This window comes from Achromobacter sp. SD115 (genome assembly GCF_017355315.1).
Lineage (GTDB): Bacteria > Pseudomonadota > Gammaproteobacteria > Burkholderiales > Burkholderiaceae_B > Achromobacter > Achromobacter xylosoxidans_B.
In genome coordinates, this window is sequence record NZ_JADIJM010000003.1 from 318,171 (window position 1) to 333,570 (window position 15,400).

The 15,400-nt window shown below is 68.3% G+C and carries 17 protein-coding genes; 10 read left to right on the plus strand and 7 right to left on the minus strand.

Going from position 1 to position 15,400, the window contains the following annotated elements; translation table 11 throughout:
* Nucleotides 1-119 precede the first annotated feature (119 nt).
* The gene (locus IPU70_RS06200; protein WP_207465796.1) at nucleotides 120-2,420 is read right to left on the minus strand and encodes an NADP-dependent malic enzyme; all 2,301 of its coding nucleotides are present in this window, start codon (nucleotides 2,418-2,420) and stop codon (nucleotides 120-122) included.
* Between the two features lie 107 nt (nucleotides 2,421-2,527).
* On the opposite strand from IPU70_RS06200, the gene IPU70_RS06205 reads away from it, so the two are divergent.
* From IPU70_RS06205 to IPU70_RS06225, 5 genes are all read left to right on the plus strand, one after another.
* Nucleotides 2,528-3,496 (plus strand): LysR substrate-binding domain-containing protein, encoded by a 969-nt coding sequence (locus IPU70_RS06205; RefSeq protein ID WP_207465798.1) that lies wholly within the window; start codon nucleotides 2,528-2,530, stop codon nucleotides 3,494-3,496.
* A gap of 106 nt (nucleotides 3,497-3,602) precedes the next feature.
* On the plus strand, nucleotides 3,603-4,151 hold the full coding sequence (locus tag IPU70_RS06210; RefSeq protein WP_013395902.1) for a hypothetical protein: 549 nt from the start codon (nucleotides 3,603-3,605) through the stop codon (nucleotides 4,149-4,151).
* Nucleotides 4,148-4,642, plus strand: coding sequence for a hypothetical protein (locus tag IPU70_RS06215; RefSeq protein ID WP_207465800.1), 495 nt, complete (start codon nucleotides 4,148-4,150; stop codon nucleotides 4,640-4,642). The genes IPU70_RS06210 and IPU70_RS06215 overlap by 4 nt, the downstream gene beginning before the upstream one ends.
* Before the next feature lie 75 nt (nucleotides 4,643-4,717).
* Nucleotides 4,718-5,524, plus strand: coding sequence for an AraC family transcriptional regulator (locus tag IPU70_RS06220; protein ID WP_207465803.1), 807 nt, complete (start codon nucleotides 4,718-4,720; stop codon nucleotides 5,522-5,524).
* 82 nt (nucleotides 5,525-5,606) lie between these two features.
* On the plus strand, nucleotides 5,607-6,563 hold the full coding sequence (locus tag IPU70_RS06225) for a DMT family transporter (RefSeq protein ID WP_207465805.1): 957 nt from the start codon (nucleotides 5,607-5,609) through the stop codon (nucleotides 6,561-6,563).
* Here IPU70_RS06225 and IPU70_RS06230 read toward each other — a convergent pair.
* Nucleotides 6,550-7,032: a MarR family winged helix-turn-helix transcriptional regulator gene (locus IPU70_RS06230; RefSeq protein ID WP_207465807.1), complete on the minus strand. Its 483-nt coding sequence runs from the start codon at nucleotides 7,030-7,032 to the stop codon at nucleotides 6,550-6,552. The genes IPU70_RS06225 and IPU70_RS06230 overlap by 14 nt on opposite strands.
* A 130-nt stretch (nucleotides 7,033-7,162) precedes the next feature.
* On the opposite strand from IPU70_RS06230, the gene IPU70_RS06235 reads away from it, so the two are divergent.
* Entirely contained in the window at nucleotides 7,163-8,566 is a 1,404-nt protein-coding gene (locus tag IPU70_RS06235) for an MATE family efflux transporter (RefSeq protein WP_242702335.1), read from the plus strand.
* Between the two features lie 67 nt (nucleotides 8,567-8,633).
* Here the strand turns inward: IPU70_RS06235 and IPU70_RS06240 are convergent, their stop codons facing one another.
* Nucleotides 8,634-9,524 (minus strand): LysR family transcriptional regulator, encoded by an 891-nt coding sequence (locus IPU70_RS06240; protein ID WP_013395908.1) that lies wholly within the window; start codon nucleotides 9,522-9,524, stop codon nucleotides 8,634-8,636.
* A 124-nt stretch (nucleotides 9,525-9,648) separates the two neighbouring features.
* Between IPU70_RS06240 and IPU70_RS06245 the strand changes: the two genes are divergently transcribed.
* Together IPU70_RS06245 and IPU70_RS06250 are read left to right on the plus strand one after the other, a co-directional pair.
* The gene (locus IPU70_RS06245) at nucleotides 9,649-10,062 is read left to right on the plus strand and encodes a sel1 repeat family protein (protein ID WP_207465809.1); all 414 of its coding nucleotides are present in this window, start codon (nucleotides 9,649-9,651) and stop codon (nucleotides 10,060-10,062) included.
* Nucleotides 10,059-10,829, plus strand: coding sequence for a sulfite exporter TauE/SafE family protein (locus tag IPU70_RS06250; protein ID WP_207465811.1), 771 nt, complete (start codon nucleotides 10,059-10,061; stop codon nucleotides 10,827-10,829). Before IPU70_RS06245 ends, IPU70_RS06250 begins: the two co-directional genes overlap by 4 nt.
* A 9-nt stretch (nucleotides 10,830-10,838) precedes the next feature.
* Here the strand turns inward: IPU70_RS06250 and IPU70_RS06255 are convergent, their stop codons facing one another.
* A complete protein-coding gene (locus tag IPU70_RS06255) occupies nucleotides 10,839-11,663 on the minus strand; it encodes an SDR family NAD(P)-dependent oxidoreductase (protein ID WP_207465813.1) in 825 nt (274 codons plus the stop codon).
* A 220-nt stretch (nucleotides 11,664-11,883) separates the two neighbouring features.
* Nucleotides 11,884-12,033, minus strand: a complete 150-nt coding sequence (locus IPU70_RS06260) for a hypothetical protein (protein WP_013395912.1) — start codon at nucleotides 12,031-12,033, stop codon at nucleotides 11,884-11,886.
* Between the two features lie 244 nt (nucleotides 12,034-12,277).
* On the opposite strand from IPU70_RS06260, the gene IPU70_RS06265 reads away from it, so the two are divergent.
* Nucleotides 12,278-12,610 (plus strand): hypothetical protein, encoded by a 333-nt coding sequence (locus IPU70_RS06265; RefSeq protein ID WP_013395913.1) that lies wholly within the window; start codon nucleotides 12,278-12,280, stop codon nucleotides 12,608-12,610.
* A 31-nt stretch (nucleotides 12,611-12,641) separates the two neighbouring features.
* On the opposite strand, the gene IPU70_RS06270 is transcribed toward IPU70_RS06265, so the two are convergent.
* Both IPU70_RS06270 and IPU70_RS06275 read right to left on the minus strand, forming a co-directional pair.
* Entirely contained in the window at nucleotides 12,642-13,178 is a 537-nt protein-coding gene (locus IPU70_RS06270) for a GNAT family N-acetyltransferase (RefSeq protein ID WP_207465815.1), read from the minus strand.
* Nucleotides 13,179-13,185: 7 nt separating this feature from the next.
* Nucleotides 13,186-13,758: a helix-turn-helix domain-containing protein gene (locus IPU70_RS06275; RefSeq protein ID WP_207465817.1), complete on the minus strand. Its 573-nt coding sequence runs from the start codon at nucleotides 13,756-13,758 to the stop codon at nucleotides 13,186-13,188.
* Between the two features lie 96 nt (nucleotides 13,759-13,854).
* Between IPU70_RS06275 and IPU70_RS06280 the strand changes: the two genes are divergently transcribed.
* A complete protein-coding gene (locus IPU70_RS06280; RefSeq protein WP_242702336.1) occupies nucleotides 13,855-15,399 on the plus strand; it encodes a phospholipase D family protein in 1,545 nt (514 codons plus the stop codon).
* Nucleotide 15,400: the final 1 nt, after the last annotated feature.

Consider the following 15,400-nt stretch of genomic DNA (forward strand, 5'->3'; position numbering starts at 1 on the left):
CAGCGCAAAAAGCTACCTCTGCGCCAGCGCAAAAAAAAGCGTGCCGCTCCATCATGGAGCGGCACGCTTTTTTTTGCGTCGTGTCCGCGCGCGCCGAGTAGGCGCGCGCAAGAACAGGATCAGGCCGAGGCTTCGGTCCGGTTGGCGTCCAGCACCGTCATCGCGGTCATGTTGATGATGCGGCGCACGGTGGAACTGGAGGTCAGGATGTGCACCGGCGCGTTCGCGCCCAGCAGGAACGGACCCACCGCCACGTTGCCGCCGGCGGCCGTCTTCAACAGGTTGTAGGCGATGTTGCCCGAGTCCACGTTCGGGCATACCAGCAGGTTGGCCTGGCCCTTGAGCGAAGACGAGGGCAGGATGCGCATGCGCAGCGCTTCGTCCAACGCGCAGTCGCCGTGCATCTCGCCGTCGATCTCCAGGTCCGGCGCGGCCTGGCGCACCAGCTCCAGCGCGCGGCGCATCTTCGCGCCCGAGGCCGAACTGCCCGACCCAAAGTTCGAACGCGACAGCAGCGCGACCTTGGGTGCCAGGTTCATGCGGGCCATTTCCTGCGCCGCCATCATCGTGAACTCGGCGATCTGCTCGGCCGAGGGTTCGTCATTGACGTGCGTGTCCACCAGCACCACCGTGCGCTCATTGAGCAGCAGGATGTTCATGGCGGCGTACACATTGTGGCCAGGGCGGCGGCCGATGACTTCGTCCACGAAGCGCAGGTGGTCGTGATACGCGCCCACCGTGCCGCAGACCATGCCGTCGGCATCGCCCAGATGCACCATCATCGCGCCGATCAGGGTCAGGCGGCGACGCATTTCCACGCGCGCCATTTCCTTGGTGATGCCGCGGCGGCACATCAGTTCCCAGTACGTGGTCCAGTACTGATGGAAGCGCTCGTCGTATTCCGGGTTGGTGACTTCGACGTCCTCGCCCAGGCGCAGCCGCAGGCCGAACTTCTCGATGCGCGACAACAGGACCGCGGGACGGCCCACCAGGATGGGACGGGCCAGGCCTTCGTCCACGATCACCTGCACCGCGCGCAGCACGCGTTCGTCTTCGCCTTCCGTGAACACGATGCGGGCCTTCCCGCCTTCGCGCACGATGCGCTTGGCCGCCGAGAACAGCGGCTTCATGAAGGCGCCCGAGTGGTACACGAACTGCTGGAGCTGCTCTTCGTAGGCTTCCAGGTCGGCCAGCGGACGCGTGGCCACGCCGCCTTCCATCGCGGCCTTGGCCACCGCCGGGGCGATGCGCACGATCAGGCGCGGATCGAAAGGCTTGGGAATCAGGTACTCAGGGCCGAAGGAAATATCGTAGGTGCCATAGGCCGCCGCTACGACTTCGTTCTGTTCCTCTTCGGCCAGCTCGGCGATGGCGTAGACCGCCGCCTTTTCCATTTCGCGCGTGATGGTGGTGGCGCCCACGTCCAGCGCGCCGCGGAAGATGTAGGGGAAGCACAGCACGTTGTTGACCTGGTTCGGATAGTCCGAACGGCCGGTGGCCATGACCACGTCGTCGCGCACCGATTGCGCCACTTCCGGCAGGATCTCGGGCGTCGGGTTGGCCAGCGCCAGGATCAGCGGGCGCGGGCCCATCGCCGCGACCATCTCGGGCTTGAGCACGCCGCCGGCCGACAGGCCCAGGAACACGTCGGCGTCCTGGATCACCTCGGCCAGCTTGCGCGCGTCCGTCTTTTGCGCGAAGCGCGCCTTGTCCGGGTCCATCAGCACGGTGCGGCCTTCGTAGACCACGCCTTCGATGTCGGTGACCCAGACGTTTTCCAGCGGCAGGCCCAGGTCCACCATCAGGTCCAGGCAGGCCAGCGCGGCCGCGCCTGCACCGGAAGTCACCACCTTGACCTGCTTGATGTCCTTGCCCACGACCTTCAGGCCGTTGATGAAGGCCGCCGAAACCGTAATGGCCGTGCCGTGCTGGTCGTCATGGAAGACGGGGATCTTCATGCGTTCGCGCAGCTTGCGCTCGACGGTGAAGCACTCCGGGGCCTTGATGTCTTCGAGGTTGATGCCGCCGAAGGTGGCTTCCAGGCCGGCGATGATCTCGACCAGCTTGTCCGGGTCGGTCTCGTTGATCTCGATGTCGTACACGTCCAGGCCGGCGAACTTCTTGAACAGCACCGCCTTGCCTTCCATCACCGGCTTGGAGGCCAGCGCGCCGATATTGCCCAGGCCCAGCACCGCGGTGCCGTTGGTGATCACGCCCACCAAGTTGCCGCGCGCCGTATAGCGGTACACATTGGCCGGATCGGCCACGATCTCTTCACAGGCTGCCGCCACGCCGGGCGAGTACGCCAGGGCCAGGTCGCGCTGGTTGACCAGCGGCTTGGACGCCACGACGGAGATCTTCCCCGGGGTGGGGAACTCGTGATAGTCCAGTGCTGCCTGGCGGTCCGATTGCGTATTCATGGGGCAGAGCCTCCTTGTCTTGATATAGGAAAAATTCTAGGCTTCAATACATAAGCAGATCATTACTTTTTAATATCGTTCCATAATCTTTATCTTATGCATTGCCTATGACAGCCTTTGATCCGGACCTCGTTATCCGGAAACTGACCTCGCGGCTGAAGATGCGCCACCTGGTGCTGCTGCTGCAGATCGAGCAGCACGGCTCGCTGACCCGGGTGGCCGAGCACATGGCCACCAGCCAGCCCGCCGTGACCAATGCCCTGGCGGAACTGGAAAGCATGTTCGACGTGCCCCTGTTCGAACGCTCGGTGCGCGGCATGACGCCCACGCCCCTGGGCGCCGTGGTGCTGGCGCGGGCCCGCGCCCTGGTCCACGACCTGGGCCATCTGGTCCAGGAAATGGAGGCCGTAGCGGCCGGCCACGCCGCCCATCTAAATATCGGCGTCATCCCTTTCGTGTCCGGACAGATGCTGTCGACCGCCATCAGCCGCACCCTGCCCCAAGGCCGCCGGATCACCGCCACCATTCACGAAGGCCAGGGACCGGCGCTGCTGCGTCAGTTGCGCGACCACACCCTGGACATGGTGGTGGGCTGGGCCACGCCCTCGGTCGACATGGAAAGCCTGGGCTTCGAAGTGCTGTACCACCAGCAGCCGCGCCTGATCGCCAGCCGCCGGCTGGCCGCCCGCCTGGGCCGGTCAAAGCTGGAATGGAACCGGCTGGCCGACCTGGACTGGATCCTGGGTACGCCGGACAGCCCGATCCGCGAACAAGTGTCCGAGATCTTCCTGCGCGCCGGGCTGGCGCCCCCCACGCCGTCGGTGCAGAGCGATTCAGCCAAGCTGATCGGCGAAATGATCGTGGCCAGCGACCGCGCCGTCGCCATCCTGCCCGCCGACATCGCCGACGAACTGGTGCGCATCGCCGGCGCGGCCATCGTGCCGTATTCCTTCGACTGGACCCTACCCCCGATCGCCCTGTTCACGCGCGCCGGGGACTTGCGCCGCAACGTCGACGCGCTGTTCGCCACCGCGCTGCGCGAGGCCTACACCAAGGGTGCGCGCCCGTTCGCCTGAGCCTTGCGCGGCAAGAGAATTGCCAACAAATGCAAATGCGCTCGCTTCGCCGCGGCGCGCCCTCCTATACTTCCCGCGCCAAGCAACAAGCAGGAGGGCACGCAGTTTGTTCACACTTCCGCCTATCAACCCGGGCCGCGGCGCGATTGCCCTCATCGCTCTGGCCGCGCTCGCCGGATTGTCCGGCTGCAGTTCGCTGCTGAGCGAAGGCACGGGCGCCGCGGCCGGTATCGCCGGCACCGCCATCGCCAACAAGGTCACTGACAACGCCACCGTCGCCACCGGCATCGGCCTGGGCGTGCAGGCCGGCGCCAAGGCCGCGCTGGCCTACGCCCAACGCAAGACCCGCGGCGAAGAGCAGGACGCCATCGCCATGGCCGCCGGTCCGCTGGCAGTGGGCAAGGTCGCCAACTGGCAGGTCAAGCACCAGTTGCCCATCGAAAGCGACGCGCAGGGCCAGGTCACCGTCAGCCGGCTGATCGGCGGCGTGAACCTGGAATGCAAGGAAGTGGTCTTCTCCATCGACACGCCCGCCGACAAGGCCGGCGCCGATCCGCTGCGCGAGTTCTACGTCACCACCGTCTGCCGCGACGGCGAGCACTGGCGCTGGGCCAGCGCCGAGCCCGCCACCGCCCGCTGGGGCTCCCTGCAGTGAGGCGCGCCGCAAGTCTGCTGGCGCTGGCCGCCTGCCTGGGACTGGCCGGCTGCCAGAGTTCCTCCATCGGCGGCGCCGCCGGCGCCGTGGTCGGCACCGTCAGCGGCGCCGCCACCGCCAATCCGGTGGCGGGCTACGCCATCGGCGTCACGGTGCAGGCGGCGGTGGATGCCACGGTGAAGTACGTGCTGCGCGAATGGAAGAACGACCAGCAGAACGTTATGGCCAATGCGGCCGGCGCCCTGCCCATCGGCCAGGTGCGGCAATGGGAAATCCGCCAACCGCTGTCCGTGGGCAATGAGCGCGGCGGCATCCAGGTGGTGCGCGACATCGCCACGCCACTGACCCATTGCCGCGAAGTGCTGTTCACGGTGGAGCAGAAGGACGCGCCCGCGCCCGCCTACGCCAGCATGATCTGCCAACAGCCAGGCGGCCAATGGAAGTGGGCCGCGGCCGAGCCCGCGGTGGCGCGCTGGAACGGGCTGCAATAGCGTGAACGGCTGCCGCTTGCTCCTCCCAGGGCGGGCGGGCGATACTGGCCGCAAACCCTTTCCTCCCCATTCCCCATGAGCCCAGGCCAATTCGTCATGCAACGCAGTGCGCTCGCCGGCGTGCAGGCCGTGGCCGCGCACAGCCGGCACGCGTTCGCGCGCCACACGCACGAGCAGTTCGGCATAGGCGTCATGCGCCAGGGCGCGCAGGTCTCGGCCAGCGGCCGCGGCCAGGTCGAGGCCGGCCCCGGGCACGTCATCACGGTGAACCCCGGCGAAGTGCATGACGGCGCCCCCATCGGCGACGGCGGGCGCGCCTGGCAGATGCTGTACCTGGATGCCGACGTGGTGGCCCAGGCCGCGGCCGAACTGGGTGCAAGCGGGGCCAGCTACGAATTCGAACATCCGGCGCAGGACCGCCCGGCGCTGGCGCGCGACGTGCTGGCGCTGTATGCGCAGGCCACCGCCGGCGCGGCGCCCCTGGCCTGCGACGCGCTGCTGCTGCGCATCCTGGCGCAGGCGCGCGACCGCGACGCGGCGCGCCTGGCCCGGCCGCCGCGCGCCGCTCCCGGCGCCATCCGGCATGCCCGCGCCCTGATCGACGACGACCCGGCGGCGGCGCTGTCCCTGGCCGACTTGGCCGCGGCCAGCGGCCTCAGCCGCTACCAGGTGCTGCGGGCCTTTGCCCGCGACACCGGCCTTACGCCTCACGCCTACCAGGTGCAACGCCGGCTGCTGCTGGCGCGCAGCCTGATCCGGCAGGGTTCGGCCCTGGCCGATGCCGCGGCCGCGGTCGGCTTCGCCGACCAAAGCCACATGACGCGGCTGTTCGTGCGCGCCTACGGCGTATCGCCGCGGCGCTACGCACTGGCCGCCAGCTGAGCGCTGCAATTTCGTTCAAGACCCGGGCTCGCCCGCCGGCTTAGCCTGTGCGCCTTGCTCTCACAAAGGCGTGGATCGGGTCATGAACAATCGGATGCGGGGCTATTGCTATCTGGCAGCCGCCATGGTGCTGGTGGGCAGCACGGTGGCCGCCAGCAAAATCATCGGAACGGGTCTGCCCCCTTTCACCGCGACCGCCTTGCGCTTCGCCATCGCCCTGCCCTGCTTCGTGCTGCTGATGGCCTTGACCGGCGCGCGCCTGCCACGGCTGGACCGGCGCGACTGGCTGCTGCTGGTGGCCCAGGCCACCGCCGGCAGCGTCGGCTACACCACCCTGCTGATCGCCGGCCTGCAGCGCGCATCGGCGGTGGACGGCGGCATCATCCTGGGCACCTTGCCGCTGGTGTCCGCCGCCATTGCCATGCTGCTGCTGGGCGAACGCCCCGGCAAGGCCACGCTGGCCGCCATCGTCGCGGCGGCCTTCGGCGTCTGGCTGATGATGCGCCATTCGGCCGGCGCGGGCGGCGCGAGCTCGTTGGTGGGCAATGCGCTGATCCTGGGCGCAGTGCTGTGCGAGGGGCTGTTCATCCTGTTGAACAAGCGGCTGCGCCAGCCGGTGGCGCCGCTGGCGCTATCCACGCTCATGACCGGTTTCGGGCTGGCGTTCTCGGCCGTGGCCAGCGTGGCGGAAGCACCCTGGACCCTGGGCCTGTCCGCGCCGGCCCTGGCCGCGGTAGCCTATTACGCGCTGGTGCCCACGGTAGGCGGCTTCCTGCTCTGGTATGCGGGCGCGGCCCGCGTCAACGGCGCCGAAGCCGCCCTGTTCACCGCGCTTGCGCCGGTATCGGCGGTAACGCTGGCCGCCGGACTGCTGGGTGAATCCCTGGCCCCCGCGCAACTGGCGGGCATGGCTTGCGTGCTGGGCGCGGTGGTGGCGCTGGGCTGGTCCGGGGTCCGCTCGCGCGACAAGCCGCCAAGCGCCGGACCCGAAGCTCCCCGCCACGGCCAGCAAGCTCGCACCGGCCCTAGCCGCGGCTGAACGCCAGCGCGAACTCGTCGGAAAAAATATCGGCCAGCGAGCGCCGCAACGCGGCTGCCCGCTCGGCGCCATAGGCGGCCTCGAAGCGGCGCTGCGCGTCCTTCCACAGGCGCTTGGACTCGGCCAGCTTGGCGCGGCCCGCCTCGGTCAGCGCCACCCGGCGGCTGCGGCCGTCCAAGGGGTCGCGCGCCATCTGCACGTAGCCGTCCCGCTCCAGGGGCTTGAGGTTGTGCGCCAGCGCCGAGCGGTCCAGCACCATGATGCGCGCCAGGTCGGTCATGGATGGCGTGCCGGCGCGCGCGATGTGCACCAGGATGGAATGCTGCGACACCTTCAGGCCGCAAGGCGCCAGCACCGTGTCGTACAGCTGCGAGACGCGCCGGGTGGCCTTGCGCAGCGCCGCGCCGTTGCAGACGAGCGGATCGGGAGCAATCGAGGCGGCCGGAGCGGCGGGCTGTTCGTCGGACATGAGAGGCGCAAGAAGTAGAGAACGGCAAGGACTCAACGCTACCGCCGGCTTAGGTTCGAGTCTAGCCCAATCTTGACTTTTATTGGCATATGCACGTAAATATTCCAACGTCATCCACGGATTCTTCCCTATGTCCGCGCCCGCTGCTCCTCGCCCCGCCAACGCGCGCCTGCAGGCCATGCTGCACGCGCCCATCGCGCCCACGCTGGCGCGGCTGGCGTGGCCGAACATCCTGATGATGCTGGCGCAATCGTCCACGGGATTGATCGAGACCTGGTTCCTGGCGCGCCTGGGCACGCCGGTGCTGGCAGGGGTGGCTCTGGTGGTGCCGGTGCTGATGCTGATGCAGAACATGTCGCAGGGCGCCATGGGCGGCGGCATCTCGGCCGCGGTGGCCAGGGCGCTGGGCGGCGGCCGGCAACGCGAAGCGGACCAACTGGTGCTGCATGCCGTGGTGCTCAACGGTTTGCTCGGCCTGGCCTTTTGCGCGCTGCTGTTACTGGGCGGTCCTTGGCTGTACCGCAAGCTGGGCGCCGAGGGCGAGGCGCTGGTGGCAGCCCTGGCTTATTCCGACGTCATCTTCGGCGGCATCGTCCTGATGTGGCTGATGAACGCGTTCGCCAGCGCCATCCGCGGCACCGGCAATATGCTGGTGCCTGGCGCCGTGATCTGCGGCGGCGCCTTGCTGCTGATCCCGCTGTCGCCCTGCCTGATCTTCGGCTGGGGCCCGTTCCCTGCGCTGGGCGTGGCCGGCGGCGGCTGGGCGCTGGTGATCTATTACGCCGTGGGCGCGCTGATCCTGGGCCTGTACTGCGCCAGCGGACGCAATGCGGCGCGGCTGGTCCCCAGCCGCCTGTACCCGGGCCTGATGCGCAACATCCTCAGCGTGGGCGCGCTGGCCACCATCAACCCGTTCCTGACCAATGCGCTGGTAGCGCTGACGGCAGCCCTGGTCGGCGCCTATGCCGGCACCGCGGCGGTCGCCGGCTACGGCATCGCCGTACGCCTGGAATACCTGCTGATGCCCATCGCCTTCGGCCTGGGCGCGCCCATGGTGGCGATGGTGGGGTCCAACATCGGCGCGGGCCAGCCCGAGCGCGCGCTGCGCATCGCCCTGACCGGCGGCGCGATGGCCTTTGTGCTGGCAGAGACCATCGGCCTGGCGGCCGCGTTCTTCCCCGAGGCCTGGCTGCGCCTGTTCGGCGCGCAGGACCACATGCTGGAAGCCGGCGCCAACTACCTGCGCACCGTCGGTCCGGTCTACGGCTTCTTTGCCCTGGGCTTCTCCATGTACTTCGCTTCGCAGGGCGCCGGCCGCCTGAAATGGCCGCTGATCGCGGGGTTCCTGCGCCTGCTGATTGCCATTGGAGCCGGCGGCATCGCCTTGCGCCTGACGGGATCGCTGAGTCTGTTCTTCGCGGTCGCGGCAGTGGCGATTTGCGTCTACGGCCTGGTCATCCTGGGCGCCGTCGCGTCGGGCTCCTGGTTCGAACGCGCGCCGTTGCGCAAGCGCCGGCTGTTCGCGCGTTCATAGCTGCCCGCGCCGCGGATGCGCGCGCACGCAACATCTTCTCAGCAGGCTGGAACGTCGCGCAGTGCCTTCAGGACGCGGGCGCGTCGCGCAACGCGTACTCCACCAGTTCGGCCGCATAGGCCGGCAGCGTGTCGCGCACGCACAGCACCAGGTCGCGCGCGGCCCAGTCGTCGGCCAGGGCCACGCGCCGCACGCCCGCCGCGCGGCCATAGCGCAGCGCCGCCACGCGCGGCACGATGCCTATGCCCACGCCCTGCCCCACCATCCGGCACACCGCGTCGAAGCTGCGCAGCCGCACCCGGTACGACAATGCCTTGCCGCCGCGGCGCGCGTGATGCGCGATGTGCTCCTGCAAGGCGCTGCCTTCGACCAGCCCCACGAATTCCTGGTCGGCCACGTCGGCCAGCAGCACCGACGCGCGGCCCGCCAACGCATGGTCCGGCGGCACGATCAGCGTCAAGGGGTCGTGCCGGAAGGTCTGCGTGCGCAGGCCGTGCAGATCGGCCGTATCGGCCAGCACGCCGATGTCGCAAGTCCCTGCGCGCAGCGCGTCGGCGATCTCGTGGCTCAGCCGTTCTTCCAGGTCCACGGAGACGCGCGGATGGTCCTTGAGAAAAGCGCCCAGCACCGGCGGCAGGTACTCGCTGAGCGCGGTGGTGTTGCACAGCACGCGCACATGCCCCTTCAACCCCAAGCCGTAATGGTCCAGTTCGCCGCGCATGCGGTCCATCTGCGCCAGCACCACGCGCGCGTGATGCGCCAGCGTGCGGCCCGCCGGCGTGGGCTCGACCCCGCGCGCCTCGCGCAGCAGCAGTGGCACGCCCAGCGTGTCCTCCATGCCGCGGATGCGTTCGCTGGCCGACGCCAGCGTCATATGGGAACGCCGGGCCCCGGCCGTGATGGAGCCGGTTTCCTGCACATTGAGGAATAGCCGCAGATCGGTAAGGTCGAATCGCATGTGAAAAGCGTAGCACGGCGACCCTCAGGCTGAGCCATAGGATCGCTACGCGAGATCCCGATACAGGTTCAAGGACGCAGGGGACCAAAATGAAGTCCCAGCCCTTTCAATCCGGGAAAAATCCATGAATATCCTCAAACCACGGCGCGCCCCCGTTCACTGGCCCGCCCTCGCCCTGCTGGTCTTGGCCCTGCATGGCTCAGGCATGGCCGAAGCCGGCAGCCTGGACCCGCACACCACGCCCGCGCAGAAATACGCGCTGGCGCTGGAAGCCCAGACCCAGGGCGACTATGCCGCCATGGCGCAGTGGCTGCGCACCGCCGCAGGCGACGGCCATGCGCCCGCGCAGCGCATGCTGGGCATCGCGCTGCTCGGCGGCCCGGCCCTGTATGGGGAGTCCCTGCGCGCCGACCTGTGCGAAGGCCGGCAATGGCTGCTGCGCGCGGCACGCCAGGACGGCGCGGGTACTGACGACGTCGCCTATGCCTTGTTCGGCCGCCCCCGCGCCGGCCTCATCGCTCACTGCGAGCCGGCATGACGCTTCCGGATCTGTTTCCCGGCAGCACGCCCGCGCTACTCGCAGTCGCCGTGTCAGTCTTCATCCTGGCCGGCGTGGTCAAGGGCGTGGTCGGACTGGGCCTGCCCACCATTTCCATGGCCATGCTGGCGCTGATCATGGCGCCGGCGCAGGCCGCGGCGCTGCTGATCGTGCCGTCGCTGATCACCAATCTCTGGCAAGCGCAGCCATGGCCCACGCTGCCCACGATGCTGCGCCGCATTGGCGCCATGCAGGCGGGCATTTGCGCAGGCACGATAGGCGGCGCGCTGTGGCTGGGCCCGCCCTCGGGACACTGGGCCAGCGTGTATCTGGGGCTGGCGCTGGTGGCCTATGCCGCCTGGGGCCTGTTCGGCTCGCCGCCCAAGGCGCCGCAGCGGCATCAAGGGCTGGCGGGCGCCGCGGTCGGCGCCGTCACCGGCGTGATCACCGCTGCCACCGGCGTATTCGTGATCCCTGCGGTGCCCTATCTGCAGGCCCTGAACCTGGGCAAGGATGGCCTGATCCAGGCCATGGGCATCTCGTTCACGGTGTCCACCGTGGCGCTGGCGGCCGGCCTGGGCCTCAATGGCGGCTATACGTCCGCAACCGCCGGCGCGTCCGTGCTGATGCTGCTGCCCGCACTGATCGGCATGGCGCTGGGCACATGGCTGCGCGGCAAGCTGTCGCAGCAGGCCTTCAGGCGCTGCTTCATGGTGAGCCTGGCGCTGCTGGGCGCCTACCAGGCCGTCCAGGGTTGGACGGCCTGAGCCCGGCAGTCAGGCCGCCATGCGCCTTTCGTCCACGAAGCCGATCGACACGGACATTTCGCGCCAGCGGGCCAGTTCCTGCTGCACCGACTGGATCTTGGCGCGCGCCTGATCGAAGGCGTCGCGCCCCAGGAACAGGTGCAGGGGCGCGTACTGCGCCTGCGCCGCATTGATCAGCGCCTGGGCCATTTTGGCCGGATCGCCCTCCACGTCACCCGCCTGCGCATTGCGCGCCGCCAGTTCCGGCGTTGGCTCGCCGCTAGTGGCCCGGGGCGCGCGCAGCGCTCCCGGATACACCAGCGACACCCGGATGCCGAAAGGCGCGGCCTCGGCGGCCAGCGCTTCGGTCAGGCCGCTGACTGCAAACTTGGCGGCGCTGTAGGCGCCCCAGTCGGCGCGGCCGCCATCGAAGCCCAGGATGGAAGAAATATTGAACACGTGGCCGCTGCGCTGCGCGCGCATGCGCGGCAGGGCCGCACGGATCACGTTCAGCGTGGCGAATACATTGATGTCGAACGTGCCGCGCAGGTCCTCGTCCGGCAGGCTGTCCAACGCGCCGCGCAGGCCATGGCCGGCGTTGTTCACCACCACATCCAGGCCGCCAAAGGCCGTCACCGTGGCATCCACGGCGCGTTGCACGTTGCGCGCATCGGCCAGATCCACGGTCAGGGGCAGGAACTGCCCCTCCAGCTTGGCGCCCACGGCGTCCAGCAGCGCATCGCCATCGGGCGACGTCGCCGCCACCTTATGGCCCCTATCCAGCAACATCTTCACCAGGACCAGACCCAACCCCGCGGAAGCGTCCGTCACCAACCAGATTTTTTCGGTATTCATGCGATTCCCTTCCCTTGCGTACGCTGCCGGCAACGCGCCCGGCAGCCCGGCGGAACCCGCGCATCCGCAATGAATGCGCCGCCCCGACCCTGGAAGAGATGGTAAGAATCGCAAGCCTGCGCGTACAGGCTCGTTCTTGCGTGAAACCTGCCTATTCCTGCAACGCTGTGTTCCGCGCCAGCCAGGCCTCCTACACACTACATACCGCCTTGCGCAGGCCTTAACCCAGCGCGCTGCGATAGTGCTCGCTGTCGAAGGCCGGCGCACTGGCCGCCTGCGGCGCGGCTGGCGCCTGCGCCGCCGCACCCGGCGTCTCGACGCCGAAAAGAGAGAGTTCCGCGTTGACCAATGCCAGTATGAAATTTGCCATGATGACTCCTTGGATTTCGCGTCCGGACCGGCGCAGGCCGCGCAGGTCTTATAGAGGACATGGGTGCCATGGTGCGGGTCTGGCCGCCGCCCGTCCATTTGCTTTGTTCAATGGCGCCGATTGACGGGATGCAAGCCGGGAGACGCCCGGGGCCGGAATGACGGATAATTCGGGTGTTTTCCGCGGCGCCGCGGGAAACAGCACTTTTTTCGGGCCTTGCGCCCGCCCGCATTCGGAGTCAGTCATGCATCGCGGTATCGAGGCGATCGAAAAATTCATGGAATCCATCGGCCTGGCCTGGCGCCCCGGCTCGACCGAGCGCGCCGAGCTGAAAGTCAGCTACCGCATCGGCAATACCCGTCCGCTGGGCATAGACCGCACGCTGGTCGAGTTCCACTGCGATCCCAAGCGCGCCAAGGTCTGGGTGCCGGAATTCTCCCGCACCAGTTTTCATCAGTGGTTCGAAGTGCCGTACCAGGAATTCGAATTCACGCCCGGCGGCTCGATGCTGAAGATCAAGGCCCCGGCGCGCGGCAACGCCCCGCCGTACAGCGTGGGCATCAAGCCCCTGGCCTGAGCCCTGCTGCCGCCCGCGGCGGCAGCGTCCGCTACAGCTGCTTGTACATGATGGTGGTGCCGTCGAGCTTGGCGGCATCATGCGGGTCGCGGCTGAAACCCGGTATCACCCCCACGGTCTGGTAACCCTGCGACGCGTACAGCGGCTCGGCGCTGTCGCCCGTGCGCGTGTCCAGCGTGATCAGGCTGCGGCCCTGGCGCACCGCCATGGCTTCGGCTTCGACCAGCAAGGCGCGGGCCAGGCCGCGGCGGCGGAAATCCGGATGCACCAGCAGCTTGCGCACCTCGGCGCGGTGCGGCTGGTTGGGCGGCGTGTCCCAATCCAGCTGCACCGATCCCGCGATGCGTCCCTCCTGCCGTGCCACCCACAGCGCCGACTTGCCGCCGGCGATCGCCGGCAGCACCTTGGCGCGCCAAAAGGCCTGCGCCTCCTCGGACGAATACGGCAGGACGAAGCTGACGCTGGCGCCGTCCTGCACGCAGGCGCGCAGCAGTTCGGCCAGCTCGGGCACGAGGGCATCGGCGGCATCCGCCGACAGAAGAATCAATTCCGGATTGGGATGGGACATGGTGGGCTCAGACAATGAAGAGCAGGTAGCGGGCGCCGCAATGCGGCGGGGTTGAAAATTCGCTGGCGCCGAACAGCTGATAACGCAGGCAATCGCCCTGGGACAGGCTGTGCGCCTGCCCGTCGACCGTGATGGCCAGCTCGCCTTCCAGCATCAGCAGGTGATGTTCCAGCCCCGGCCGGGGCGAATTGTCATAGGCGATACGCGCGCCGGCGGCCAGCTCGCACGCCAGCACCTCGCCCGCCAGCCGCTGCGCCGGCGGCGACACCGAACGGCGGCGAAAGCCGGCGCTGCCATCCACCCACACGGCTTGCGCCTGCTGCGGCACCAAGGGCGCGAAATCGTCCTCGACCATGAGCATGAGGCGCGACATGGTCAGGCCATAGGCACCGCACAGCTTGCCCAGCGCGCTGGCGGTGGGGCTGACCTCGGCGTTTTCCAGGCGGGACAAGGTGGCGCGGCTGAGGCCGGCGCGGCCGGCCAGCTCGTCCAGGGACCAGCCGCGCTCCTGGCGCAGCGCCTTGAGCCGGCCGGCAATGCGCCGGTCCAGATCGGCTTCGGGGATAGCATTATTTTCCATATAAGAGAATTTCTCTCAAATACGGAAAATCGTCAAGCCCCAGGCGAGACAGCGGCCGGAACCAGGGCGTCCCGCGATTTCGGCACAATACGGGTCATGTACCTGGCCAAACCCCTGATGATGACCGCACTCTGCCTGAGCCTGTTGAGCGGCTGCGGCTTGCCGCCGCTGGATAACCGCAGCGAATCCCGCGCCCTGACACCCGAGGCGGCGCAGGATACCGCCCTGGGCCGGGCGATCGCGCCGCTGGCCGCCGCACATCCCGGCAAATCCGGCATCCACCCCCTGCCCGACGCCTACGACGCCTTCGCCGCCCGCATGCTGCTGGCGCGCGCCGCCGAGCGCAGCCTGGACGTGCAGTACTACATCTGGCACAAGGACATGACCGGCACCATGCTGTTGGAGGCCCTGCATGAAGCCGCCGACCGCGGCGTGCGCGTGCGGCTGCTGCTGGACGACAACGGCACCTCCGGACTGGACCAGGAGCTGTCGGCGCTGGATGCGCACCCGAATATCGAAGTGCGGCTGTACAACCCCTTCGTGCTGCGCTGGCCCAAGCCCCTGGGCTACCTGACGGACTTCAGCCGCCTGAACCGCCGCATGCACAACAAGTCCTTCACCGCCGACAACCAGGCCACCATCATCGGCGGCCGCAACATCGGCGACGAGTACTTCGGCGCGGCCAGCGGCGTGCTGTTCACCGACCTGGACGTGCTGTCCATCGGCGCCGCGGTCAATGACGTGTCGGTGGATTTCGACCGCTACTGGGCCAGCGACTCGGCCTATCCGGTAGACCGCATCCTGAAGAAAACAGCCCCCGGCGAGCTGGACGAGTTGGAGCAGGCCGCCGCCCGGGTCGAGCGCTCTCCCGAAGCCGCCGCCTACGCCGAGGCCATGCGCAAGCTGCCTTTCATCCAGCAGCTGCTACGCGGCGACCTGACGCTGGAATGGGCCGACACCCGCATGGTCAGCGACGATCCGCGCAAAACGCTGGGCACCGCCCCGCCGGAGGCGATGCTGCCGCATCAGCTGCATGAAATCCTGGGCACGCCCGGCACCGACCTGGAACTGGTATCACCCTACTTCGTGCCGACCGCGGTCGGCACCCAGTCCTTCGCGCAGATGGCGAAAAGCGGCGTCAAGGTCAAGGTGCTGACCAATGCGCTCGAAGCCACCGACGTGGCGGTGGTGCATTCCGGCTATGCCAAGCGCCGCAAGGACCTGCTGGCCGCCGGCGTCGAGCTCTTCGAGATGAAGCGCCAGGGCGGCGAGGTCGAGCGCAACAAGAGCATGGGTCCGTTCGGCAGCTCAGGCTCCAGCCTGCACGCCAAGACCTTCGCCGTCGACGGCAAGCGCATCTTCGTCGGCTCCTTCAACTTCGACCCGCGCTCGGCCAAGCTCAACACCGAATTGGGCTTCGTCATAGACAGCCCCACGCTGGCGCGGCACATTGCCGACGCCTTCGAGAAAGACATACCCAAGTCCGCCTACCGCGTCTGCCTGGATGACAAGGGCCAGCTCTACTGGCTGGAACAGCGCAACGGCGAAACCATACGGCATGACACCGAACCCGGCACCACGGTGTGGCAGCGCCTGTCGGTATGGTTCGTGTCGTTGCTGCCGCTGGAACCGCTGCTGTAGG

What these genes read in the sequence shown, in the direction of transcription:
- IPU70_RS06250 (WP_207465811.1), top strand. Translation starts at nt 10,059, where the DNA reads ATGACGCTTCCGGATCTGTTTCCCGGCAGCACGCCCGCGCTACTCGCA.
- IPU70_RS06240 (WP_013395908.1), bottom strand. Translation starts at nt 9,524, where the DNA reads ATGCGATTCGACCTTACCGATCTGCGGCTATTCCTCAATGTGCAGGAA.
- IPU70_RS06275 (WP_207465817.1), bottom strand. Translation starts at nt 13,758, where the DNA reads ATGGAAAATAATGCTATCCCCGAAGCCGATCTGGACCGGCGCATTGCC.
- IPU70_RS06265 (WP_013395913.1), top strand. Translation starts at nt 12,278, where the DNA reads ATGCATCGCGGTATCGAGGCGATCGAAAAATTCATGGAATCCATCGGC.
- IPU70_RS06245 (WP_207465809.1), top strand. Translation starts at nt 9,649, where the DNA reads ATGAATATCCTCAAACCACGGCGCGCCCCCGTTCACTGGCCCGCCCTC.
- IPU70_RS06230 (WP_207465807.1), bottom strand. Translation starts at nt 7,032, where the DNA reads ATGTCCGACGAACAGCCCGCCGCTCCGGCCGCCTCGATTGCTCCCGAT.
- IPU70_RS06225 (WP_207465805.1), top strand. Translation starts at nt 5,607, where the DNA reads ATGAACAATCGGATGCGGGGCTATTGCTATCTGGCAGCCGCCATGGTG.
- IPU70_RS06235 (WP_242702335.1), top strand. Translation starts at nt 7,163, where the DNA reads ATGTCCGCGCCCGCTGCTCCTCGCCCCGCCAACGCGCGCCTGCAGGCC.
- IPU70_RS06205 (WP_207465798.1), top strand. Translation starts at nt 2,528, where the DNA reads ATGACAGCCTTTGATCCGGACCTCGTTATCCGGAAACTGACCTCGCGG.
- IPU70_RS06220 (WP_207465803.1), top strand. Translation starts at nt 4,718, where the DNA reads ATGAGCCCAGGCCAATTCGTCATGCAACGCAGTGCGCTCGCCGGCGTG.
- IPU70_RS06260 (WP_013395912.1), bottom strand. Translation starts at nt 12,033, where the DNA reads ATGGCAAATTTCATACTGGCATTGGTCAACGCGGAACTCTCTCTTTTC.
- IPU70_RS06280 (WP_242702336.1), top strand. Translation starts at nt 13,855, where the DNA reads ATGTACCTGGCCAAACCCCTGATGATGACCGCACTCTGCCTGAGCCTG.
- IPU70_RS06270 (WP_207465815.1), bottom strand. Translation starts at nt 13,178, where the DNA reads ATGTCCCATCCCAATCCGGAATTGATTCTTCTGTCGGCGGATGCCGCC.
- IPU70_RS06200 (WP_207465796.1), bottom strand. Translation starts at nt 2,420, where the DNA reads ATGAATACGCAATCGGACCGCCAGGCAGCACTGGACTATCACGAGTTC.
- IPU70_RS06255 (WP_207465813.1), bottom strand. Translation starts at nt 11,663, where the DNA reads ATGAATACCGAAAAAATCTGGTTGGTGACGGACGCTTCCGCGGGGTTG.